Genomic DNA, 21,212 nt, shown 5'->3' on the forward strand with positions numbered 1-21,212 from the left:
CCGGCCGCGACTCAAGAGGTCGATACGGCGCGAAACCGCGGTTCTCGTGATTCTCTGTCGAGGTGAGATCGAATGGGCGTGGTCGAAGTACGCATTCACCCGGCGATCGGTATCGCGCGCGTGGGGAACAGCCCGGAAGGTCATTTCATCGGTCCCGAGCGGCGGTGGGATCGTTCGGCACCGGAGGACGGTTCCTACAAGGATGGCTCGGGCCGGATCAAGCGCCAGGTCGCGCGGTTCCGGTTGTTCGCCTACGACGAACGCGGCGTCCCCTCGGAACTGGTCGAAGGGCCCGGCGTCGAGATCACCTGGACCGTCCACCTCGTGAACGCGAAAGCGGCCGCCCGGCTGTTCCGGCCCGATTCGACGCGGAACCGGAGCTATTCCAGAGACGCGCTCGGCGACCTGGTGATCGATCCCGGACCGCGCACCGTCGACCGGCGCCGTCGTCGCGCCGAGTTCGACACCGGGGAGTTCACCCTTAGGGGGCGCCGGCCCCAGCGGGTTCCGCTGGGGGAAATCCGGCTGGACGACGAAGGGCGGCTGCTGGTCTTCGGCGGGGCCGGTGCCGCCGGGTCCCCCGCCGGCACGCCGCTGTCCGTCCAGGACGACAGCGACGACTGGTACGACGACATCGCCGACGGCCCGGTCGAGGCGACCGTGCGCATCAACGGCACGGAGCATCCGGTGGCAGGCTCCTGGGTGATCTCCGCACCCCCGAAGTTCGCGCCGCCGGTCGGCAACGCGATCCGGCTCTGGGACGCGCTGTTCGACGCGCTCGCGACCGGGCAGCAGAAATCCGCGCCGCCGTCCTATGTGGACGACATCTACCCCATCCTGCAGGCCGCGATCGACTCCGGCGCGGTCGCCGCGGTCGCCCGGCGGCACCACCGCTTCCGGCACCCCGTGCCACCCTCGGGGCAGACCGCGGGGCAGATCCTCAGGTTCGTCGAGCAACTCGACGGAAGGTGGCACATGCCGCGGCTCGCGTCCGGCCGGGGCGACGCGCTGGACCTGCCACTGACCCCGACCCAGAAACAGAGGATGCAGGCGTGGGTGGCCAGGAAACCGGACCCCGCCTGGGATGCGGCATGGGTGGACGGACCACCGGTGGCCGACGCGGTCACTCCCGACGGAATGGACAAGGCCGCACTGGAAAACTGCGTCGGCGGGGCGCTCCGCCCCGGCATCGAGGCCGGGGAGCTCCTCCTCGACCCCGCGCGGTACGGGCCGATCGAGACGCCCAACGGGCAGCCGTCGTTCCGGCTCGACCACGCCCGGGTCGAACCCGGTGAGGTGACCGCGGGCATGTCGCTGCCGTGGCAGGCCGACTTCCACGCCTGCAACCCGCTCTGGTGGCCGGCGCCCCGGCCCGGCCAGGTCGTGCCGGCCGGCTCCCCGCCCGGCGCCGAGCCGGTTCAGTGGAACCGGGGATACAGCAGGCCCGTGTTCGTGGCCGGCGGCTGGACCAGGATGGGGTTCGTCACGCGGCAGGACGAAGGACTCGTCGAGACCGACGGCGAAACGCAGAACCGGTGAAGCACCTCGACGTCGCGGTGCTCGGCGGCGGCCCGGCCGGCTCGGCGACCGCGCTCCTGCTGGCGCGCCGGGGGGCCGACGTCGGGTTGTACGCAGCCCCCGGTCACGAGCGGCCGCGGCTGGGCGAGTCCCTGCCGCCCGCCGTCAACCCCGTGCTGCACGAGCTCGGTGTCGCAGCCGGCTTCGCCGCGCTCGGCGCGCTGCCGTCGTACGGGACGTCCGGCGCTTGGGGCACCGGCGAGGTGTCGTCGCAGTCGTTCCTGTTCAGTCCCCACGGCACCGGCTGGCACGTCGACCGGACCCGCTTCGACGAGATGCTCACGACCGCCGCGGCACGGGCGGGCGCGACGGTGTTCCCGTCGCGGGTCCGTCGGGTGCACCGGATCGTGGGTGGCTTCGCCGTCGACGCGGCGATCCCCGCCCACGCGGACGCGGTGGTGGACGCCACCGGCCGGGCGGCCCGGATCTCCCGCGAGCTCGGCGCCCGGCCGGCCCGGCACGACCGGCTGGTCTGCGCGGCCCGGATAGTCCCCCGCCGCGGCGACGAGCCGTTCTGCGACACCTTCGTGGAGGCCGTGGCGGACGGCTGGTGGTACTCGGCGCCCCTGCCGGACGGGCACCGGATCGTGGCCTGCTTCACCGACGCGCCCATCGCGGCGCGGGCCGGGCTGGCGACGCCCGCCGGCTGGCTCGCGGCGCTGGCGGCCACGACCCACGTCCGGCAGTTCGTCCGCGGCCGGGCGGGGAGCCCCGTCCGGGTCGTCACCGCCGCCGGCCATCGGCTGCGGCCCGGCGCGGCCGGACCGGGCTGGCTGGCGGTCGGGGACGCCGCCTTCGCGACGGATCCGCTTTCGTCCGGCGGGGTGACTTCCGCGTTGCGCATGGCGACGGCCGCGGCGGACGCCTTGACCGCCGGCGACCGAGCGCACTACGTCGCGCTCGTCGACGGCATGGCGGCCGACTACTTCGCCCGCTATTCGGAGATCTACGGCTGGGAGCGCCGGTTCCCCGGGTCGGAGTTCTGGCGGGCTCGCCTGCCCGGCGTCACGAACTCGACGACGTCGCCGGAACCACGTCGGCCGCCGGCGGCTTCTCGTCGCTCTTGTTCTTCGGGTACAGGGCCGCGGTCCCGTCCGGAGTCTTGATCACGCCGCCGATCGACATCAGCAGCGACAGCACCGTCGCCGTGCCCACGGTGGAGAAGAACGTGAGCCAGTGCATGTCGAGCAGCCCCGACCCGGCCGCGACGAACATCGACGCCCCCGCCTGTGCGGCGGTCCGGACCGACCGTTCGAACGCGTCTTTCCAAAATCCGACAGTCCACATGATGACACCTCCGCCAGGACGGAGCGCCCGCCGGCGGCCGTGATACGGACTTGCCCGGCGAGGAGAAATCACCGCCCGGACGTCATTTCGGAAATCGGGAAACCACGGCGGGCTTTGTATTTTCCCGCGCGCGACACCCACTGTTCAGGTGCGACTCAAGATGATCCGGCGCCGGGAGGAAACATGGCGAAACGTCTGGTGATCTGCTGCGACGGCACCTGGAACAAACTCGGCCAGCCGCATCCCACGAACGTGGGGAAAGTCAAGAACCTCATCGCCGCGACGGACTCCGTTGGCACACGCCAGATCGCCTACCACGGCGACGGCGTCGGCACCGGGACGAACCTGTGGGACCACCTCACCGGCGGCGCGTTCGGCGCGGGACTCTCGGCCAAGGTGCGGGCCGCCTACGAGTTCGTCGTCAGGAACTACGAACCCGGTGACGAACTCTTCTTCTTCGGCTTCAGCCGCGGCGCGTTCACCGCGCGCAGTACCGTGGGATTCATCCGGAACTGCGGCGTTCTGCGCCTCGAGAATGTAGGCCTCATCAAAGAGGCCTACCGGCTTTATCGCGACCGGGATCCCTCGACCACCCCGGACAGCCCGGAGCCCAAGAAGTTCCGCCGGGAACACGCCCACGAAGACCGGACGCCCATCCGGTTCATCGGGGTCTGGGACACCGTCGGCGCGCTGGGCATCCCGCTCAGCGGCGGCCGCCTGCTCAACCTGCTGAACCGGCGGTGGCAGTTCCACGACACGCAGCTGTCCTCGATCGTGCAGTCGGCCTTCCAGGCCCTGGCCGTGGACGAGCATCGGCCGTCGTTCGAACCGGCGGTCTGGAAGCCGTCGGAGGCCAACCAGGAGCGCGAACAAGTCTGGTTCGCCGGGGATCACTCCGACATCGGCGGCGGGCATCCGGTGTCCGACCTCTCCGACCTCGCCCTGCGCTGGATGACCGACCGGGCGCACCACTGCGGCCTCGAATTCGAACCGGGTGCCTTCACCAGCTTGTACCCCGGCAAACCCCTCGGCGACCTGCACGATTCGCTCACCGGGTTCTTCGGCTTGTTCGGCTCGATGGTTCGCCCCATCGGCACGGTGGATCCGCGGTCCGAGTTCGCCGCGTCCACCGCGGTGGACCGCCACAAGTACAAGCAGCCGCCGTACCAGCCCGGCAACCTCGTCACCTACCTCGCGGCGCACCACACCATGACGGTGTAGGCCGCATTCCGTCGCACGAGAGTGGCCCCGTGAACGGCGCCTCTCTCGTGCGATCGAGGTGGCGTTACCAGCCGCGCTCGGCGAGGCGGTGCGGCTCCGGGAGCTCTTCGACGTTGATGCCGACCATGGCCTCGCCCAAGCCGCGCGAGATCTTCGCGAGGACGTCGGGGTCGTCGTGGAACGTCGTCGCCTTGACGATCGCCGCCGCGCGCTGGGCCGGGTTGCCGGACTTGAAGATGCCGGAGCCGACGAACACGCCCTCGGCGCCGAGCTGCATCATCATCGCGGCGTCGGCCGGGGTGGCGATGCCGCCCGCGGTGAACAGCACCACCGGCAGCTTGCCGGCCTGGGCCACCTCGCGGACCAGCTCGTACGGCGCCTGCAGCTCCTTGGCCGCGACGAACAGCTCGTCCTCGGGCAGCGAGGTCAGCTTCCGGATCTCGCCGCGGATCTGCCGCATGTGCGTGGTGGCGTTGGAGACGTCACCGGTGCCGGCCTCGCCCTTGGAGCGGATCATCGCCGCGCCCTCGGTGATGCGGCGCAGGGCCTCGCCGAGGTTGGTCGCGCCGCAGACGAAGGGGACGGTGAACGCCCACTTGTCGATGTGGTTGGCGTAGTCGGCCGGGGTGAGCACCTCGGACTCGTCCACGTAGTCGACCCCGAGGGACTGCAGCACCTGCGCCTCGACGAAGTGGCCGATGCGGGCCTTCGCCATCACCGGGATCGAAACGGCTTCGATGATGCCGTCGATCAGGTCGGGGTCGCTCATCCGCGCCACGCCGCCCTGGGCGCGGATGTCGGCGGGCACGCGCTCCAGCGCCATCACCGCGACCGCGCCGGCGTCTTCGGCGATCTTGGCCTGCTCGGCGGTGACCACGTCCATGATCACGCCGCCCTTGAGCATCTCGGCCATGCCGCGCTTCACCTTGGCGGTGCCGGTGACGGACTGGACGGTGCCACTGGAGGTGGTCTGCTGCTCGGACACGACGGGGCCTTTCCACAAGGAGAACAGGGGGTGACGACTCCGAGCGTAGGTCGGCGGTGGACCCTTCAAGCAGGCCAGTTCGCGGCTATCTCAGGAGTCCACTTCCGGCACCCCCGCGACCAGGACTTCCGCAGCGCGGGTGCGTGCGTACAGCACGTGACGTCCGGCACGATGCCCGCTGACCAGGCCCGCGGCCTTCAGGATGCCGAGGTGCTGCGACACGGCCCCGGCGCTGAGCCGGGTCCGGCGAGCCAGCTCGGCGGTGGACGCCGGCGCGGTCAGCTCGGTCAGCAGCATGGCCCGGCCGCGGCCCACCACGGCGGCCAGCGCGCCGGGCGCGACGGCGGTGCCGGTCTCCCAGAGCGTGGCGATCCCGCGCGGCGGGTAGCGCAGCACCGGCTGCCACCGCGGGTCGGTCTTGGAGAACACCCGCGGCCAGACGAACGCCGAAGGCACCAGCACCAGGCCGCGCCCGTCGAGCGGCACCGCCGCGTGCAGGTGGCGGTGGGCGACCGTGAGCGTCCCGCCCTGCCAGCGGACCAGCGGGGTGAGGTCGTTGAACAGCTCGGCGGCACCGCCCTGGGCCAGCAGCCGCGACCGGTGCAGCACGTCGGCCTCGAGCAGCGCGCGGATCCGCGGCCAGTCCGGGGCGAGCACCAGGCCCCAGTACGTCTCCATCAGCGTCGCGAGCCGGTCGAGACCGGTTTCGGGGTCGCGGTGGAAGCGGTGCAGCGCGGGCGTGCGCGGCCCGGCCATCGCGTCCAGCTCGCGCCGGACGAGCCGGGCGGGCACGTCACGCAGGTCGGCGAGCTCGTCGGCGAGCTCCGGCAGCGGCGTCGACGGCGTGCCGGCCAGGAACCCGGGCAGGTGCCGCAGCGGGACGAGGTCGCGCAGCAGCCCGATGTCCAGCCCGGCTTCCCGGATCGCCGCGGTAGCGCGCTTGACCCACGGCAGGTGCAGGGCGTGCTCCCCCGGCTGGTTCAGGACGCGGACGCTCGCCACGACCTCCCACGCCGGGGAGAACGCGAACCGGGTGTGCGCCAGGTCCTCTGTGGAGAATGCCAGGTCGAGCACGCGCCGCCTCTCCGCTCCGGGTTCCGCCCAGTCTAAGTCTTTCCGATGTGGACAGTCGAGTGGGGCACCGAAAGTCCTTGCGGGAAGGCGAAAATTCCTCGCGGGTCATACTTTCGGGCGACAGCGCGCAGCCTCGGCAGGTTCGGTCCGTAGTACGCCTCGGCCCAGTCCGGCATCTCGGGGTCGAGGTAGTTGACGTAGCCGGTGGTGCCGAACTCCGGTCCGAGCCCGTCGCGCACGGCCGCGAGCGAGCGCCGCGCGCCGGCCTCGCCGCCTTCCTCCGGTGCCGCGCCGTGCAGGAACTGGAGGCTGGCGAGCGCCGTCCGGTGCGGGAAGGCGGTCTCGCGGGCGCCCACCCGCGCGATGGCGCCTCCGCCCGAGTCGCCGATCGTGCGCACGCCCCGGTCGCGGGTGAGCACGCCGACGACCGCGCCCGGGTCGGCGAGCGGCCGGGTGAGCATCCGCGACGTGCCGATGTAGGTCCCCCGGTTCGCGGCCGCCGACGGCCGGGACTCCTGGTCGTCGAACGACCGCATCGCGCTCAGGTGGTCCTGGACACCCTCGTTCCACACCGTCGGCGCGGTGCCGACGCGGCGGACGAGGTCTTCGAGGAGCGCGTGCATCCGCGCCCGCGGGCCGAGGAAGGTACCGCCGAGCGTGGCTTCGTTCCAGGCCAGTCCCATCCCCGACCACAGCTCGTCCGGCGCCACCGGCTGCCACTCCTGCCAGGCGGCGAGCAACGCGGCTCCGGCGGCAGGCGGGAACTCGAGGGCGAAGGTGGCGACGTCGGCGACCGGCACCGTCCGGAAGGTGAAGCCCGTGACGATCCCGAAGTTCCCGCCACCGCCGCCGCGCAGCGCCCAGAAGAGGTCCGGCTCGGCGGTGGCCGACACCGTACGCACCCGGCCGTCGGCCGTGACGATCCGCGCCGCCTCCAGGTGGTCGCACGTCAGCCCGTACTTCCGGTCGAGGACGCCGACGCCGCCGCCGAGGGCGAGCCCGGCGATGCCGACCGTGCCGCAGCTGCCCGCCGGCAGCACCCGCCCGGCCGCGGCGAGCGTCGTCGCGATCGGGCCCAGCCGGGCGCCGGCCCCGATCACCGCCCGGCCGTCCGGCCGCGCTTCGATGCCCGAGAACCGGTTCAGGTCCACGACGATCCCGCCGTCCACAGTGGAGTAGCCGGGATAGCTGTGCCCGCCGCTGCGGGCCGCCACCGGCAAGCGGTGCCGCGCGGCGAAAGCGACGGCCGCCTGGATGTCCTCGACGCGCGCGGCGCCGACGACGGCCGCCGGCATCCGATCGTCGTACATCGTGAAGAAGCCCTGCTTGACCTCCGGATAACCGGGGTCGCCCGGCCGGAACAGCGGCCCGGAAAGCCGTCGTCGCAGCCGCTCCCAATCGTCCGGCGGAGGCCACCCCGCCAGCCCCGCCACCGGCACCGCTCCGGAAACCCGCAAGAAAGTCCGCCTGTCCACGCTCTCCCCCTGCCCCGTGCTCCCCCGGGCATTCGGCTGGTCCGGGAAGCCCTGCCTTGCCGTGACCAGGGTAGCGGGTGTGTGATCGAGGACACATCCCGTACACGAGCCGTTCGCCGAGGAGTCGTCATGGCAGACAAACAGGCCAAGAACGCCGACACCGGGGCCGCCGTCGCTGTGAACGACCCCGCGAAGGTCCGCAACGTCGTGCTCGTCGGCCCATCCGGCTCCGGGAAGACGACCCTCACGGAGGCCCTCCTCGCGGCGTCCGGCACCGTCCCGCGCGCGGGTTCGGTGGTCGAGGGGACGACGGTGTGCGACCACGACCCCGCGGCGGTCCGCCAGCAGCGTTCGGTCGGCCTCTCGGTCGCGCCGGTGCTGCACCAGGGCCACAAGATCAACCTGATCGACACGCCCGGGTACGCCGACTTCGTCGGGGAGCTGCGGGCGGGGCTGCGCGCGGCCGACGCGGCACTGTTCGTCGTCTGCGCCGCCGAAGGCGTCGACGCGGCGACGGTCGCGGTGTGGGAAGAGTGCGCGGCGGTCGGGATGCCGCGCGCGGTCGTCGTCTCGCGGCTCGACCACCACCGGGCCGACGCGATGGCCGAGATCGCCGCCTGCCAGGCCGCGTTCGGCGCCGGCGTCCTGCCGCTGTACCTGCCCGCCGGCGACGGCCTCGTCGGGCTGATCACCCAGCGGTACTTCGACTACTCCGGCGGGCACCCGCCGAAGATCGGCGCGCCCGACCCGGCCGACCTCGAGCGGATGGCCGAGGCCCGCAACGAGCTCATCGAAGGGATCATCGCCGAGAGCGAGGACGAGTCCCTGATGGAGCGCTACCTCGGCGGCGAGGAGATCGCCGAGGAGACCCTGATCGCCGATCTCGAGACCGCCGTCGCGCGCGGGTCGTTCCACCCGGTCATCCCGGTCTGCGCGACCAGCGGGATCGGCCTGGCCGAGGTGCTCGACGGGATCGTCCGGGCGTTCCCCTCCCCCCTCGAGCACGAGCCCCCCGACGTCACGACGCCGGACGGTGAGGCGCACACCGCCATCACCGCCGACCCCGAGGGCCCCCTCGCCGCGGAGGTCGTCCGGACGGCCGTCGACTCCTACGTCGGCCGGGTGTCGCTCGTCCGGGTCTTCTCCGGGACGCTGCGGCCGGAGCGGCCGGTGCACGTGTCCGGGCACGGCCTCACCGAACGCGGGCACGAGGACCACGACGCCGACGAGCGCGTCGCCCACCTCTACTCCCCGCTCGGCGCGAACCTGCGCGAAGTGCCCTACTGCGTCGCGGGCGACCTCTGCGCGCTGACGAAAGTCGGCTCGGCGGAGACCGGCGACACCGTCTCCTCCCCGGAGGAACCGCTGCTGATGGAACCGTGGGCGATGCCCGAGCCGCTGCTGCCGGTGGCGGTCGTCGCGAAGACCCGCAGCGACGAGGACACCCTCGCCCGCAACCTTTCCCGCCTGGTCGCCGGCGACCCGACGCTGCGGCTGGACCGCAACGCCGAGACCAACCAGCTGGTGCTGTGGTGCATGGGCGAGGCCCACGCGGACGTCGTCCTCTCGCGGCTGCGGGCGGGCGGCGCGGACGTCGACACCGAACCCGTGAAGATCAGCCTGCGCGCGACCTTCGCCAAGCCGGCCAAGGGACACGGGCGGCACGTCAAGCAGTCCGGCGGGCACGGCCAGTTCGCGGTCTGCGACATCGAGGTCGAGCCGCTGCCCCGCGGCAGCGGGTTCCAGTTCGTCGACAAGGTCGTCGGCGGCTCGGTGCCACACCAGTTCATCCCGAGCGTGGAGAAGGGCGTGCGGGCCCAGCTCCAGCGCGGGCTGGCCGACGGCCACCCGGTCGTCGACGTGAAGGTGACGCTGGTCGACGGCAAGGCCCACAGCGTCGACTCGTCGGACGCGGCGTTCCAGACCGCGGGCGCGCTCGCGCTGCGGGAGGCCGCGGCGAACGGGCACATCACGATGCTGGAGCCGTTGGAGGAAGTGGCGATCCGGCTGCCGGACGAGCACCTCGGCACGGTGCTGGGCGACCTGTCCTCGCGCCGCGGCCGCGTCCTGGGCACCGAAGCCGGCGAAGGCGGGCGGACGGTGATCCGGGCGGAGGTCCCGGCGACGGAACTGCTGCGCTACCTGATCGACCTGCGCTCGATGAGCTCCGGGACAGCGACGTTCACCCGCCGCCACGCGAGGTTCGAGCCGATGCCGGAAGGGATGGCGGTCCACTAGCCGCACCGGAACGGACGACACGCGTACCCGGGCGGACGACACCCGTACCTGGATGGACGACACGGCGAAGGCCGGCCCGGCGTCCCGTGTCGTCCGCCTGTGTACGCGTGTCGTCCCCCTGCGTACGGGTGTCGTCCACCTGCGTACGCGTGTCGTCCACCTGCGTACGCGAGTCGTCCGCCTGCGTACGCGAGTCGTCCGGGTGGGTGTCAGCCCGGCCGGAGTGCGCGAGGCTGGTGACTCGTGCGGCGAGGGACCGCCGGTGGGTCGAGCCGGTCAGAAGTCGAAGCCGCCCGGACGGTCGTTGCGGTCGGCGAGCAGGCCCGCCAGGGTCGCGATCGCGATCTCCGGCGGCGTGCGGGAGCCGATGTTGAGCCCCACCGGCCGGTGCACCCGGGCGATGTCGGCCTCCGCGACGCCGAGCCCGCGCAGCGCCGTCACGTGCGGGCCCGGGTGCCGCGGGTTGCCGAGCACGCCGATCCAGCGCGGGTTCCCGTCGAGCGCGGCCTTCAGCACCTCGCCCAGTTCGGGCCGGTGGTGGTCGGTGACGACGACGTCCGCCGAGGCGTCCAGCGGCGGCAGCGTGGTGTCCGCCTCGATCCCGTCGGGCCCGTCGGTGGCGCGCGCGGCGTCCGGTTCGAACAGCGCGACGTGGTAGCCGAGGTCCTTCGCGAACTTCAGCAGGTACCGCGACACCGGCGACGCGAACACGGCGACCAGCGTCCGCACGGCCGGATCGACCGCGACCGTGCCGTGGGCGACCTCGCAAGCATCGGGCTCCGTCATGCGCCCAGTCTGTCAGGCCTGCTCGCCGACAGTCACGCGGAACTGCCACAGGTCGGTCTTGCCCTTCACGAGCACCAGGTACCCGTCGGTCACGCGCAGCACGAGCCGGTTCTGCGGCGACGACGGCCGTGGCGGCCGGTGCTGCTTGGCGAGCAGGTAGGCGTCGTCGTACGCGCTGTCGCGGTCCGGGTACGGCGTCGCCTCCGCGACGCCCCAGCCCCGGCCGTCGCCCATGCCGCCCTGCTCTTCGATGACCACCCACCACGTCGCGCTCATGCCGGTCCGACGCGGGCGGCCGGCAAAAGGTTTCAGATCTCTTCGAGCACGCTCAGCCGGAAGTGGAACGTCGACATCTGGCCTTCCACGATCACCACGTAGCCGCCGGGGCCGCGCAGGACCCTCCGCCCCTTCGGGGACCACGGGTGGGCGGGCTCGTACTCCCGCGCGAGCCGCAGCGCCTCGGCCTCGGCGGTCGCCTGGTCGTCGTAGCGGAACGTCTCCGACAGCGACCAGTTCCGGCCGTCACCGCTCCCGCGCTGCTCTTCGACGACCACCCACCAGCTCATGCCGGCTCCGCCACGGTCTCGCCGAGCGTGACGCGGAAGTGGAACGTCGCGGTGCGGCCGGTCGCGATCACGAGGTAGCCGTCGCCGACCCGCAGGACCTTCCGCTCCTTGACCGACGAAGGGTGCACCGGCCGGTGCTCGAACGCCACCCGCCGCGCCACCTCGTCGGCGTGCTCCCGGTCCCCGCCCGCCGGCTTCGTCTTGGTGACGTTCCAGGTGCGCGCGTCACCACCGCCGCTCTGCTCCTCGACGATCACCCACCACACGTCAGACCTCCGGTTCGGCGAACTCGAAGTACTCCGGCAGCGGCGCGGTGCCCGCGAGCCGGAAGTACCGCACCTTCCGCCGCCGACGCAGCCGCAGCGTGTCGCGCACGGCGTCGTTGTGGACGCGCCGGGCGATCACCACCCGGTGCTCGGCGTCGGTCAGCTCCTCGGCCAGCTCGGCCGGCAGACCCGCCCGGTCGACGCGGCTCAGCCGCAGCGTCAGCTCGTTCTCCTCGCCCTCGCGGTCGGGCCGCGGGGCCGCTTCGGCACGCTCGGCGAGCGTCCGCAGTCCGGTGTCGCCCAGCACCACCGCGACGGCGCGAGCCACGACCGCGCGGCGGGCCAGCGCCGCGTCGAGCGCCGCCCAGCCCGCGTCCATCCGGACGTGCAGCCGGTCGAGCCGGTTCGCCGTCGCCACCAGGAAGAGCCCGCCCAGCACGACGACCAGCGCCAGCACCGGGAGCAGCCAGCCGAGCACGCTCACCGGGCCGGCTCCCGTTCCGGCGCCGCGACGCGCCGCGGGTCGGCGGCGACGGCCGTCTCGTAGACGCGCAGCACCTGCGTGGCCACCACCGACCAGTCGAACATCGTCACCCGCTCCCCCGCCGCCGCGGCCAGCGACGCCCGTCGCGCCGGGTCGCCGAGCAGCTCGCGCAGCCCGTCCGCGAGCGCCGCCGGGTCACCGGTGTCGACGAGCATCCCGGCGTGACCGTCGTCGAGCACCCGCCGGAACGAGTCGAGGCCGCTGGCCAGCACCGGGGTCCCCGCCGCCATCGCCTCGGTGAGGATCATCCCGAAGCTCTCGCCGCCGGTGTTGGGCGCGCAGTAGACGTCGACGCTGCGCAGCGCCTGGGCCTTCACGTGGTCGTCGGCCTGCCCGAGCAGCTCCAGGTGCGGCGCCAGCGCGGGACCGGCGTCGCGGCGCAGCTGGTCCTCGTCACCGCGGCCGACCACGACCAGCCGCAGGTCCTCGAACTCCGGCAGGATCCGCCGCAGTGCCTCCAGGAGGACGCCCATCCCCTTGCGCGGCTCGCCGAACCGGCCGACGAAGCCGACCGTCCCGCCGGCCCGCGGGTAGCCCGGCAGCGGCGTCGCCGAGGAGAAGAACTCGACGTCGACGCCGTTGGGGATCTCCACGGCGTCCCCGCCGGCGTGCTCCACCTGCACCCGGCGGGCCAGCGCGGACACCGCGATCCGCGCGGTGATCTTCTCCAGCAGCGGCCGCAGCACCGGCTGGAACGCCGACAGCGTGCGCGAGCGCGTGGTCGCGGTGTGGAACGTCGCGACGATCGGGCCGTCCGCGATGAGCAGCGCCAGCAGCGAAAGGCTCGGCGCGGCGGGCTCGTGCAGGTGCAGGACGTCGAAGTCGCCGTCGCGGATCCAGCGGCGCACCCGGGCGTAGGACACCGGGCCGAACTGCAGCCGCGCGACCGAGCCGTTGTATCGGATGCCGAGCGCCTTGCCGGCCGGGTGCACGAACTCCGGCAGGTCGGCGTCGTCGTCGGCGGGGGCGAGCACGGACACCTGGTGCTCGCGCGCGAGCAGCGCCTTCGTCAGGTCGATCACGTGCCCCTGGACCCCGCCGGGCACGTCGAAGGAGTAGGGGCAGACGATCCCGACCCGCATCGGACGCGTGGCCACGTCTCAGCTCGCTTCTTCCAGGTCGACCCGCTCGTCGCCCTCGAGGTCGGCCGGCCAGAACTTCTGGACCATGTGCCAGTCGGCCGGGTGCGCGGCGATGTCGCCGGCGAAGATGTCCGCGAGGGCCTGGGTGGCGGCCGCGACCTCGGCGCGCGCGGTGACGCGGATGCGCGGGTGCAGGCGGATCTGCCAGCCGTCCTCGGTGAACCAGCAGCCGGCCGGGATCAGCGCCGCGCCGGTCGTGGCGGCCAGCCGCGCCGGGCCGCCCGGGAAGCGGGCCTGCTCGCCGAAGAACTTCACCGGGATGCCGCTGGTGGTGAGGTCGCGGTCGCCGACCAGGCAGACGGCCTTGTTCTCCCGCAGCCGCTTCAGCAGCACGCGCATCGCCGAGCTGTCGCCGGTCAGCGGCACGATCTCGAACCCGAGCGACTCGCGGTACTCGACGAACCGGCGGTAGAGCGACTCGGGCTTCAGGCGCTCGGCGACGGTGGTGAACCCGCCGAGGTAGTCGGCCAGCCAGACGCCGGCGATGTCCCAGTTGCCGCTGTGCGGCAGCGCCATCACCGCGCCGTTGCCCTCGGCCAGCGCGGCGTCGAGGTTCTCGACGCCGGTGATGGAGGCCGCGACCTTCTCGCTGACCGCCTTCTGGTCCATCGACGGCAGCCGGAAGGTCTCGTGCCAGTACCGGGCGTACGAGCGCATCGCCCGCCGGGTCAGCTCGTCCATCTCGACCTCGTCCGCCTGCGGGACGACGCGGGCGAGGTTGGTGCGCAGCTGCCGCACGCCCCCGGCGTCGCGGCGGACGGCGAGGTCGGCGCCGAGCGAGAACACCGTGCTGCCGAACCCGGCGGGCAGCCAGCCGGCCAGCCGCCACCCGGCGGCGTAGCCGAAGGCGCTCAGCCGTTCCGACAGCGCGCTCATGCGGGTTGCTCCCCGGCGGCGGCCTCGCGGGCCGCCTTCGCGACGCCGGCGAAGCGCTGCAGCAGGGTGATGACCGACAGCACGGCCAGCAGCCAGAGCGTCACGTCCACGGTGTACGGGATGCCGAAGCCGTGCAGGCCGGTGCCGACCAGGGCGATGATCAGCCGCTCGGCGCGTTCGACGAGCCCGCCGTCCACCGGCAGGCCGGAGGCGTCGGCGCGGGCCTTGACGTAGGAGATGACCTGGGCGAGGACCAGGCACAGCAGTGCCGCGGCGGCCGCCGGGTGGTTGTCGTCGACGACGAAGCACCACCACGCGATCGCGGCGAACAGCGCGCCGTCGACCAGCCTGTCGCAGGTGGCGTCGAGCACCGCGCCGAACGGGGTGCCGTAGCCGCGGGCGCGGGCCATGGCGCCGTCGAGGAGGTCGAGCATGGCGAAGCCCCACACCGTGAAGGTGCCCCAGAGCAGGTAGCCGTTCGGGAAGAAGGCGAGAGCGCTGATGACCGCGCCGGCGGTGCCGATCACGGTCATCGCGTTCGGGGTCAGCCCGACGCGGACCAGCGCCTGGCCGATCGGATCGGTGACGCGGGAAACGGAGGCACGCGCGAAGATATTGAGCATCGGTTCGTCTGAGACACCTGGCTACGAGGATCGGGTGGGCGAGGGCAGCCTATCGACCCGCTCCGGTGAACCCGACGCGCCGCCCCGGGTCAGCCCGATTTCGGCAGCCGGACGACCTCGCCGGGGTACTCCCGCGCCTCTTCGGCGGCCTGCGCGGCGGCGCACTTGGGCGAGAGGCGCTGCCGGATCGCGGCGCTGATCTCACCGAGCGCGGCGACCTGCTCCGGCGTCAGCGGGTCGAAGAGGCTCTCGCGGACGGCCTCGACGTGCCCGGGTGCGGCCGCCTCGAGCGCGGTGAAGCCGGCGTCCGTCAGCACCGCCCAGGCGCCGCGCTTGTCGGTCGGGCAGGCTTCGCGGCGCACCCAGCCGTTGGCTTCCAGGCGCGCGACGGCGTGCGAGAGGCGGCTGCGGGACGCCTGGCGCGCGTCGGCGAGCTCACTCATCCGCAGCCGCCGGCCGGGCGCTTCCGAGAGCGCGACGAGGACTTCGTAGTAGGTGTGCGGCATGCCCGAGTCGTGCTGCAGCTGACCCTCGAGGTGCGCGCTGAGCATGCGGGTGGCCGCGTTGAACTCACGCCAGACGCGCTGCTCGTCGTCGCTGAGCCATCGGGTTTCGGACATACGCCCATCATACCCTCGGTTGAACACTCAATTACGGTTTGCCGGTTACGGCATTCGAGCGTTTCACCAAGCGTCGGACAGCAGGTCCCGCGTTTCGCCCAGCAATTGCGGCAGCACCTTCGTCTGGCCGATCACCGGCATGAAGTTCGCGTCGCCGCCCCAGCGCGGCACCAGGTGCTGGTGCAGGTGCGCCGCGATGCCCGCGCCCGCGATCACGCCCTGGTTGAGGCCGATGTTGAACCCGTGCGCACCGGACACCGCGCGGATCACCTTCATCGCGTGCTGGGTGAACTCCGCGACCTCGCGCGTCTCTTCGACGGTCAGCTCGGTGTAGTCCGCGACGTGCCGGTACGGCACCACCATCAGGTGCCCGGGGTTGTACGGGTACAGGTTCAGCACCGCGTACACCGTCTCGCCGCGCGCGACGATCAGCCCCGTTTTGTCGTCCAGGGACGGGATCCGGCAGAACGGGCAGCCGGTGTCCTCGTCGTCGTCCGGCTTGTCCTGGCCCTTGATGTAGGCCATCCGGTGCGGGGTCCAGAGGCGGTGGAACGCGTCCTGGACCCCGGCGCCCTGCTGCTCGACGAGCTCGGGACCTTCACTCACCGAACGACCGTCTCCAGCGCTTCGGCCGACGGCGACGCGTTTTCGCGGCGCTCGATCCAGCCGGCGATGGCGGCGACGGCGTCGGCCACCGGGACGCCGTTGATCTGCCCGCCGTCGCGGAAGCGGAACGACACCGCGCCCGCCTCGACGTCCTTCGCACCGGCCAGCAGCATGAAGGGCACCTTCTGCGTCGTGTGCGTGCGGATCTTCTTCTGCATCCGGTCGTCGCTGGCGTCGACCTCCGCGCGGATCCCCTGGGCGCGCAACGCCTTCTCGACGTCCTGCAGGAACCCGACCTGGTCGGCGGTGATCGGGATGCCGACCACCTGCACCGGCGCGAGCCACGCCGGGAACGCGCCCGCGTAGTGCTCGGTCAGCACGCCGAAGAACCGCTCGATCGAGCCGAACAGCGCGCGGTGGATCATCACCGGCGTCTGGCGCGTGCCGTCGGGCGCGGTGTATTCGAGCTCGAACCGCTTGTTCTGGTTGAAGTCCAGCTGGATGGTCGACATCTGCCAGGTGCGGCCGATGGCGTCCTTGGCCTGGACCGAGATCTTGGGGCCGTAGAAGGCCGCGCCACCCGGGTCCGGGACCAGCTCGAGGCCGGAGTCGACGGCGGCCTGCCGCAGCGTCTCGGTGGCCTCCTCCCACTCCCAGTCCTCGCCGATGAACTTCTCGGAGTCCCCGCGGGTGGACAGCTCGAGGTAGAAGTCGGAAAGGCCGTAGTCGGCCAGCAGGTCGAGCACGAACTTCAGCAGCGACCGGAGCTCGCCCGGCATCTGCTCCTTGGTGCAGTAGATGTGCGAGTCGTCCATCGTCAGGCCGCGCACGCGGGTGAGGCCGTGCACCACGCCCGACTTCTCGTAGCGGTAGACGGTGCCGAACTCGAACAGCCGCAGCGGCAGCTCCCGGTAGGACCGCCCGCGAGAGCGGAAGATCAGGTTGTGCATCGGGCAGTTCATGGCCTTGAGGTAGTAGTTCTCCTCGTCGAACTGCACCGGCGGGAACATCGTGTCCGCGTAGTAGGGCAGGTGGCCGGAGGTGTGGAACAGCTCGCCCTTGCTGATGTGCGGGGTGTTCACGAACTCGTAGCCCGCCTCCTCGTGGCGGCGGCGCGAGTAGTTCTCCAGCTCCCGGCGGATGATGCCGCCCTTGGGGTGGAACACGGGCAGGCCGGAGCCGATCTCCTCGGGGAAGGAGAACAGGTCCAGCTCGGCGCCGAGCTTGCGGTGGTCGCGGCGCTCGGCCTCGGCGATGCGCTCCAGGTAGGCGTCCTGCGCCTCGGCCGACTCCCACGCGGTGCCGTAGATCCGCTGCAGCTGCGGGTTCTTCTCGCTCCCCCGCCAGTACGCGGCGGCGACGCGGGTCAGCTTGAACGCGGGGATGAACTTCGTGGTCGGCACGTGCGGACCGCGGCAGAGGTCACTCCAGACACGTTCCTTGGTGCGCGGGTCGAGATTGTCGTAGATGGTCAGCTCGCCCTCGCCGACCTCCATCACCTCGGCGGTGTCCACTTCGGACTTGAGGTCGACCAGCTCGAGCTTGAACGGCTCGTCCGCCAGTTCCTTCTTCGCCTCGTCGACGGAGTCGAAAACGCGCCGCGAGAACTGCTGGGCGCCCTTCACGATCTGCTTCATGCGCTTTTCGAGCGCCTGCAGGTCCTCCGGGGTGAACGGAGTGTCGACGGCGAAGTCGTAGTAGAAACCGTCTTTCACCGGCGGGCCGATGCCCAGCTTGGCGTCCGGGAACTGCTGCTGCACGGCCTGGGCGAGCACGTGGGCCGCCGAATGGCGGATGACGCTGCGGCCGTCTTCGGTGTTCGCGGCGACCGGCTCGACCTCGGCGTCGGTTTCCGGCGCCCAGGCGAGGTCGCGCAGCTTGCCCTCGGCGTCGCGCACGACGACGACCGTGTCCGGCCCCTTGGTCGGCAGGCCGGCCTCGCGGACCGCCGCGCCCGCCGTAGTGCCCGCCGGTACCACCACGCGGGAGGTGGCCACGGGGGAAACGGGGGGCGACTGCGACACGATGGCTCCTCGGACTGGGGTGACGGAGATGACTCCGACGATGCTAGTCGTCGGCTCGCGCGGGCCTCACGCGCGTCCGCGAACGATCGGGCAGGCCGCCTCCGGGTCCGGAAGCGGCCTGCCCGATCGGGGACCAGGACGTCAGAGGGTTTCGACGACCTGCTCGAAGTCCAGCCGCGGCAGGCGGTCGAACCAGGGGTTCTCGCCCGGCTTGCCGACGTTGACGACGACCAGCGAGCGCCACTTCTTGTCCGCGAAGAACTCGTCGTCGACGCCCTGGGCGTCGAAGCCGGTCATCGGCCCGGCGGCCAGGCCGGCGGCGCGGACGCCGATGATGAAGTAGCCGACCTGCAGCAGCGAGTTGAGCTTGCTGAACTCGACGCGGCCCTGCTCGTCGGAGAAGTTGTCCTTCACCTGCGGGGCGTGCGGGAACACCTGGGGGATGTTCTCGTGGAAGTCGACGTCGGCGGCGAGCACGACGGTCAGCGGCGCGGCCTCGGTCTTGTCCCGGTTGCCCGGGGCCATGTGCGGCAGCAGGCGGGCCTTCGCCTCGGCGGTCCGGAGCACCAGCGCGCGCAGCGGCTGGGTGTTCATCGACGTCGGGGCCCACTTGACGAGGTCGTAGATCGCGCGGACCTGTTCCTCGGTCACCGGCTCGGAGCTGAAACTGTTGGCCGTGCGCGCCTCGCGGAACAGGAGGTTCTGGACGTCCGCGGGAACCTGGAGGCCTTCGGTCTGCTCGGCAAAGGTGGTCATCGGGCTGGGTTCCTTCCGTTGGTCAGGTACCCGGTCCAACCCAGTTGAGCGTTGAACTATTTCGCGTTCAACCAGTTGTGTGGATCACAGCGCCGCACACGAGTCGCGACGGACCCTCACCCGACCGGGTACACGAACACGGCCGCCGACCCCCTCGACGGGGATCGGCGGCCGCGGTGCGCGTGCGCGGCTCGTCGGACGGGTCAGTAGGCGCCCTGACCGCCCATCACCGCGCGGAAGGTCTTCCAGAGGATCACCAGGTCGAGCGCCAGCGACCAGTCCTCCACGTAGCGCAGGTCGAGCCGGATGCTCTCCGCCCACGTGAGGTCGCTGCGTCCGCTCACCTGCCAGAGCCCGGTCAGGCCCGGCTTCACCAGCAGCCGGCGGCGGGCGTCCGGCGCGTACTGCGCGGTCTCCTCCGGCAGCGGCGGCCGCGGGCCGACGAGCGACATCTTCCCGGACACGACGTTGAACAGCTGGGGCACCTCGTCGAGCGAATATCGGCGGAGGAAACCACCCACGCGGGTGATCCGTGGATCGCGCTTCATCTTGAAGAGCGGACCCGCTCCTTCGTTGTCCTGGGCGAGGGTCTTCCGGATTTCGTCGGCGTTGGTGACCATCGTGCGGAACTTCAGCATGGTGAACGTCGCGCCGTCGCGGCCCACGCGCTGCTGGCGGTAGATCACCGGGCCGCGGTCGTTGAGCTTGATCGCCAGCGCGATCACGAGCAGCAGCGGGGAGAGCATGGTCAGCAGGAACGCCGAGCCCGCGCGGTCCACGATCTCCTTCACCACGCGGCGGCCGCCGGTGAACATCGGGGCCGTGACCCGCAGCAGCGGCATCCCGAGCACGCCGGTGACGTTGAGCCGGGGGCCCGCGACCTCCATCAGCACGGGCGCCACGACCATCTCCGCGCCGGTGCCCTCCATGTCCCAGGCCAGGCGCTGCAACCGCTTCGGCGTCCAGTACTGGTCGGCGGTGATCGCCACGACCCGGTACCCGCCGCGCCGCACGTACCGCGAGAGTTCTTCCAGCCTCCCGACCACCGGGACGCCGTCGATCTCCCCGCTGTCGCGCTCGGCGCCGTGGCCCGTGAACGTGCACGCCGCCTCGACGCGCCAGCCGACGTGGACCTCGGACTTGGTCCGCGCGATCAGGTCGGCGACGGTCTCCGGGCTGCCGGCCGCCATCACCGGCAGCAGGCAGAGTCCCTTGGCGCGCTTGCGGTGCAGCACCTGGCGCAGCAGGTAGCGCTGCGGGAACGCGACGAGCGCGATCGCGGGGACGACGACGAACACCCAGACCTGGACCTCGAGCGCGCCGAACAGCAGGCCGCCCAGCGCGACCAGGACGGCCGCGGTGATGAAGCCGCGGCCCAGCGTGCGGTACTCCTCAGCGCCTTCGCCGAGCACTCGCGAGCTCCACGCCCGGCTGACCGGCAGCGAGACGAAGACGGCGAGGATCGTGCCGAAGGCGTGCATGTCGTGCGGGGCAACGCGATCGATGACGAACGCGCTGATCGCGATCACCAGCAGCGTGATGAACACATCGCTGCCGATGACCCAGGCTCTGTATCTCGCTTCCCAGGCCGCCGGCAGTGCCTTGGGGGCCGGCGTTCCGGCCACCTCGGCCGGCTTGCCGTCCCGCTGGGCGGGGCGGGGAATGGCCTGGAGGTCGATGCGCGGCGGTGGCTGGCTCACCGTGTAGGACGGCCGCACCGACTCTTCCATCTGTCCTCCCGGGACCAAGGATCGAATGAGGTCCGCAAGCACGCTGCGTCACCGGCAGTGATTTCATACAGTCACCACGGCTGAAAGCTCGCGCTGTGCCCGCGGAGGGCTTCACACGGCAAGGTATCGGCGACCCTCTCAGCATCGTTACAAGGATTTCCAGCCACATGCAGCGGGTCTTTCCCGCCAGAAAATGGCCGCAAGATAACAAGAAGATGACGATGCGTGATAGGGCGTATCCCGGCAAAAACTACGGAATGTAGCCAATGGAGCAGTACCCGCACCCGGGTGGACCCACGCTCTTCCGAACGGCCGAACCGGGCCCGCGGCTCTACTGTGGACACTCCGGGCGGCCCCTGGTCCACTGTGGACCGGCACGGGCCGCGGACACCGTCACGCGGACGCCCGGTGATCAGCCCGTGACGTTCATCGCCAGATCGTCACACGTGCAGGTTTCCGTCACAAGTCGCCGCGCCGCGGCGAACCGTCTCATCCCGAGATCACACGCGAGCCTCCCGCGGGGTCCGTTCGACAGAAGATCGCCGCAACGGCAAGCCTCAGAGGCAGATCCGACAGGTCTCGGCGACACAGGCGGAAGGAGCCTTGCCAGCAGATACGGAAGATCCGAACGGATCGTTCACTCCGCTTAAGCCGTGACCAACACCACAACCCGACCCAAGCGGGGGGGGGCCGGGGGCGAGCCCCCGGCGGGGGCGTGGGGGGGGGGGGCCCCCCGGGCACAAAACCAGAGCCCAGCGTTGGGGAGAGCACACCTCATTACAACACAAAAAATCACACAAAAATCGTTATTCGAA

General features: G+C 71.6%; 21 protein-coding genes. 4 read left to right on the forward strand and 17 right to left on the reverse strand.

Annotated features, from left to right (window positions below; translation table 11 throughout):
* Positions 1 to 72: 72 nt before the first annotated feature.
* Together ABZ342_RS23345 and ABZ342_RS23350 are read left to right on the forward strand one after the other, a co-directional pair.
* Complete coding sequence (locus ABZ342_RS23345; RefSeq protein WP_360476520.1) at positions 73 to 1,539, forward strand: LodA/GoxA family CTQ-dependent oxidase; 1,467 nt, start codon at positions 73 to 75, stop codon at positions 1,537 to 1,539.
* Positions 1,536 to 2,684 carry an NAD(P)/FAD-dependent oxidoreductase gene (locus tag ABZ342_RS23350; RefSeq protein ID WP_360476523.1) on the forward strand — a complete coding sequence of 383 codons (1,149 nt, stop codon included), beginning with the start codon at positions 1,536 to 1,538 and terminating at the stop codon, positions 2,682 to 2,684. The genes ABZ342_RS23345 and ABZ342_RS23350 overlap by 4 nt, the downstream gene beginning before the upstream one ends.
* Here ABZ342_RS23350 and ABZ342_RS23355 read toward each other — a convergent pair.
* Positions 2,584 to 2,865, reverse strand: a complete 282-nt coding sequence (locus ABZ342_RS23355; protein WP_360476526.1) for a holin — start codon at positions 2,863 to 2,865, stop codon at positions 2,584 to 2,586. The genes ABZ342_RS23350 and ABZ342_RS23355 overlap by 101 nt on opposite strands.
* A gap of 183 nt (positions 2,866 to 3,048) precedes the next feature.
* On the opposite strand from ABZ342_RS23355, the gene ABZ342_RS23360 reads away from it, so the two are divergent.
* Positions 3,049 to 4,086, forward strand: coding sequence for a DUF2235 domain-containing protein (locus tag ABZ342_RS23360; protein ID WP_360476529.1), 1,038 nt, complete (start codon positions 3,049 to 3,051; stop codon positions 4,084 to 4,086).
* A gap of 64 nt (positions 4,087 to 4,150) precedes the next feature.
* Here ABZ342_RS23360 and pdxS read toward each other — a convergent pair whose 3' ends face one another.
* The 3 genes from pdxS to ABZ342_RS23375 all read right to left on the reverse strand — a co-directional run bounded on the left by pdxS (position 4,151) and on the right by ABZ342_RS23375 (position 7,620).
* Positions 4,151 to 5,071, reverse strand: a complete 921-nt coding sequence (gene pdxS, locus ABZ342_RS23365) for a pyridoxal 5'-phosphate synthase lyase subunit PdxS (protein WP_196425944.1) — start codon at positions 5,069 to 5,071, stop codon at positions 4,151 to 4,153.
* A gap of 90 nt (positions 5,072 to 5,161) precedes the next feature.
* On the reverse strand, positions 5,162 to 6,145 hold the full coding sequence (locus ABZ342_RS23370) for a DUF5937 family protein (RefSeq protein ID WP_360476533.1): 984 nt from the start codon (positions 6,143 to 6,145) through the stop codon (positions 5,162 to 5,164).
* Positions 6,146 to 6,177: 32 nt separating this feature from the next.
* Positions 6,178 to 7,620 (reverse strand): FAD-binding oxidoreductase, encoded by a 1,443-nt coding sequence (locus ABZ342_RS23375; protein ID WP_360476536.1) that lies wholly within the window; start codon positions 7,618 to 7,620, stop codon positions 6,178 to 6,180.
* 129 nt (positions 7,621 to 7,749) lie between these two features.
* Here ABZ342_RS23375 and ABZ342_RS23380 point away from each other — a divergent pair, with 129 nt between their 5' ends.
* Positions 7,750 to 9,858, forward strand: a complete 2,109-nt coding sequence (locus tag ABZ342_RS23380) for an elongation factor G-like protein EF-G2 (protein ID WP_360476539.1) — start codon at positions 7,750 to 7,752, stop codon at positions 9,856 to 9,858.
* 276 nt (positions 9,859 to 10,134) lie between these two features.
* Here ABZ342_RS23380 and ABZ342_RS23385 read toward each other — a convergent pair whose 3' ends face one another.
* The 13 genes from ABZ342_RS23385 to ABZ342_RS23445 form a co-directional block, all read right to left on the reverse strand.
* Positions 10,135 to 10,644 carry an XdhC family protein gene (locus ABZ342_RS23385; RefSeq protein ID WP_360476542.1) on the reverse strand — a complete coding sequence of 170 codons (510 nt, stop codon included), beginning with the start codon at positions 10,642 to 10,644 and terminating at the stop codon, positions 10,135 to 10,137.
* Between the two features lie 12 nt (positions 10,645 to 10,656).
* Positions 10,657 to 10,920, reverse strand: a complete 264-nt coding sequence (locus tag ABZ342_RS23390) for a hypothetical protein (RefSeq protein WP_360476545.1) — start codon at positions 10,918 to 10,920, stop codon at positions 10,657 to 10,659.
* 32 nt (positions 10,921 to 10,952) lie between these two features.
* Entirely contained in the window at positions 10,953 to 11,210 is a 258-nt protein-coding gene (locus ABZ342_RS23395) for a hypothetical protein (protein WP_360476548.1), read from the reverse strand.
* A complete protein-coding gene (locus tag ABZ342_RS23400) occupies positions 11,207 to 11,476 on the reverse strand; it encodes a hypothetical protein (RefSeq protein WP_360476551.1) in 270 nt (89 codons plus the stop codon). Before ABZ342_RS23400 ends, ABZ342_RS23395 begins: the two co-directional genes overlap by 4 nt.
* A 1-nt stretch (position 11,477) precedes the next feature.
* Complete coding sequence (locus tag ABZ342_RS23405; RefSeq protein WP_155549593.1) at positions 11,478 to 11,960, reverse strand: NUDIX hydrolase; 483 nt, start codon at positions 11,958 to 11,960, stop codon at positions 11,478 to 11,480.
* Positions 11,957 to 13,102, reverse strand: coding sequence for a glycosyltransferase family 4 protein (locus tag ABZ342_RS23410; RefSeq protein ID WP_360476583.1), 1,146 nt, complete (start codon positions 13,100 to 13,102; stop codon positions 11,957 to 11,959). The genes ABZ342_RS23405 and ABZ342_RS23410 overlap by 4 nt, the downstream gene beginning before the upstream one ends.
* Positions 13,103 to 13,120: 18 nt before the next feature.
* Complete coding sequence (locus ABZ342_RS23415; protein WP_360476555.1) at positions 13,121 to 14,038, reverse strand: phosphatidylinositol mannoside acyltransferase; 918 nt, start codon at positions 14,036 to 14,038, stop codon at positions 13,121 to 13,123.
* A complete protein-coding gene (gene pgsA, locus ABZ342_RS23420; protein WP_360476558.1) occupies positions 14,035 to 14,661 on the reverse strand; it encodes a phosphatidylinositol phosphate synthase in 627 nt (208 codons plus the stop codon). The genes ABZ342_RS23415 and pgsA overlap by 4 nt, the downstream gene beginning before the upstream one ends.
* 89 nt (positions 14,662 to 14,750) lie before the next feature.
* Positions 14,751 to 15,281 carry a MarR family transcriptional regulator gene (locus ABZ342_RS23425; protein WP_360476561.1) on the reverse strand — a complete coding sequence of 177 codons (531 nt, stop codon included), beginning with the start codon at positions 15,279 to 15,281 and terminating at the stop codon, positions 14,751 to 14,753.
* 63 nt (positions 15,282 to 15,344) lie between these two features.
* Entirely contained in the window at positions 15,345 to 15,887 is a 543-nt protein-coding gene (locus ABZ342_RS23430; RefSeq protein ID WP_155549589.1) for an HIT domain-containing protein, read from the reverse strand.
* Positions 15,884 to 17,911, reverse strand: a complete 2,028-nt coding sequence (thrS, locus tag ABZ342_RS23435; protein WP_360476565.1) for a threonine--tRNA ligase — start codon at positions 17,909 to 17,911, stop codon at positions 15,884 to 15,886. The genes ABZ342_RS23430 and thrS overlap by 4 nt, the downstream gene beginning before the upstream one ends.
* Positions 17,912 to 18,052: 141 nt before the next feature.
* Complete coding sequence (locus tag ABZ342_RS23440; RefSeq protein WP_360476568.1) at positions 18,053 to 18,667, reverse strand: malonic semialdehyde reductase; 615 nt, start codon at positions 18,665 to 18,667, stop codon at positions 18,053 to 18,055.
* Positions 18,668 to 18,870: 203 nt separating this feature from the next.
* Positions 18,871 to 20,397 carry a sugar transferase gene (locus ABZ342_RS23445; RefSeq protein WP_360476571.1) on the reverse strand — a complete coding sequence of 509 codons (1,527 nt, stop codon included), beginning with the start codon at positions 20,395 to 20,397 and terminating at the stop codon, positions 18,871 to 18,873.
* Positions 20,398 to 21,212 lie beyond the last annotated feature (815 nt).

The organism is Amycolatopsis sp. NPDC005961 (genome assembly GCF_040629235.1).
GTDB classification, from domain to species: Bacteria; Actinomycetota; Actinomycetes; order Mycobacteriales; family Pseudonocardiaceae; genus Amycolatopsis; species Amycolatopsis camponoti.

What these genes read in the sequence shown, in the direction of transcription:
- ABZ342_RS23390 (WP_360476545.1), bottom strand. Translation starts at nt 10,920, where the DNA reads ATGAGCGCGACGTGGTGGGTGGTCATCGAAGAGCAGGGCGGCATGGGC.
- ABZ342_RS23345 (WP_360476520.1), top strand. Translation starts at nt 73, where the DNA reads ATGGGCGTGGTCGAAGTACGCATTCACCCGGCGATCGGTATCGCGCGC.
- ABZ342_RS23440 (WP_360476568.1), bottom strand. Translation starts at nt 18,667, where the DNA reads ATGACCACCTTTGCCGAGCAGACCGAAGGCCTCCAGGTTCCCGCGGAC.
- ABZ342_RS23355 (WP_360476526.1), bottom strand. Translation starts at nt 2,865, where the DNA reads ATGTGGACTGTCGGATTTTGGAAAGACGCGTTCGAACGGTCGGTCCGG.
- pgsA (WP_360476558.1), bottom strand. Translation starts at nt 14,661, where the DNA reads ATGCTCAATATCTTCGCGCGTGCCTCCGTTTCCCGCGTCACCGATCCG.
- ABZ342_RS23445 (WP_360476571.1), bottom strand. Translation starts at nt 20,397, where the DNA reads ATGGAAGAGTCGGTGCGGCCGTCCTACACGGTGAGCCAGCCACCGCCG.
- ABZ342_RS23425 (WP_360476561.1), bottom strand. Translation starts at nt 15,281, where the DNA reads ATGTCCGAAACCCGATGGCTCAGCGACGACGAGCAGCGCGTCTGGCGT.
- ABZ342_RS23410 (WP_360476583.1), bottom strand. Translation starts at nt 13,102, where the DNA reads ATGCGGGTCGGGATCGTCTGCCCCTACTCCTTCGACGTGCCCGGCGGG.
- ABZ342_RS23385 (WP_360476542.1), bottom strand. Translation starts at nt 10,644, where the DNA reads ATGACGGAGCCCGATGCTTGCGAGGTCGCCCACGGCACGGTCGCGGTC.
- ABZ342_RS23380 (WP_360476539.1), top strand. Translation starts at nt 7,750, where the DNA reads ATGGCAGACAAACAGGCCAAGAACGCCGACACCGGGGCCGCCGTCGCT.
- ABZ342_RS23415 (WP_360476555.1), bottom strand. Translation starts at nt 14,038, where the DNA reads ATGAGCGCGCTGTCGGAACGGCTGAGCGCCTTCGGCTACGCCGCCGGG.
- ABZ342_RS23360 (WP_360476529.1), top strand. Translation starts at nt 3,049, where the DNA reads ATGGCGAAACGTCTGGTGATCTGCTGCGACGGCACCTGGAACAAACTC.
- ABZ342_RS23395 (WP_360476548.1), bottom strand. Translation starts at nt 11,210, where the DNA reads ATGAGCTGGTGGGTGGTCGTCGAAGAGCAGCGCGGGAGCGGTGACGGC.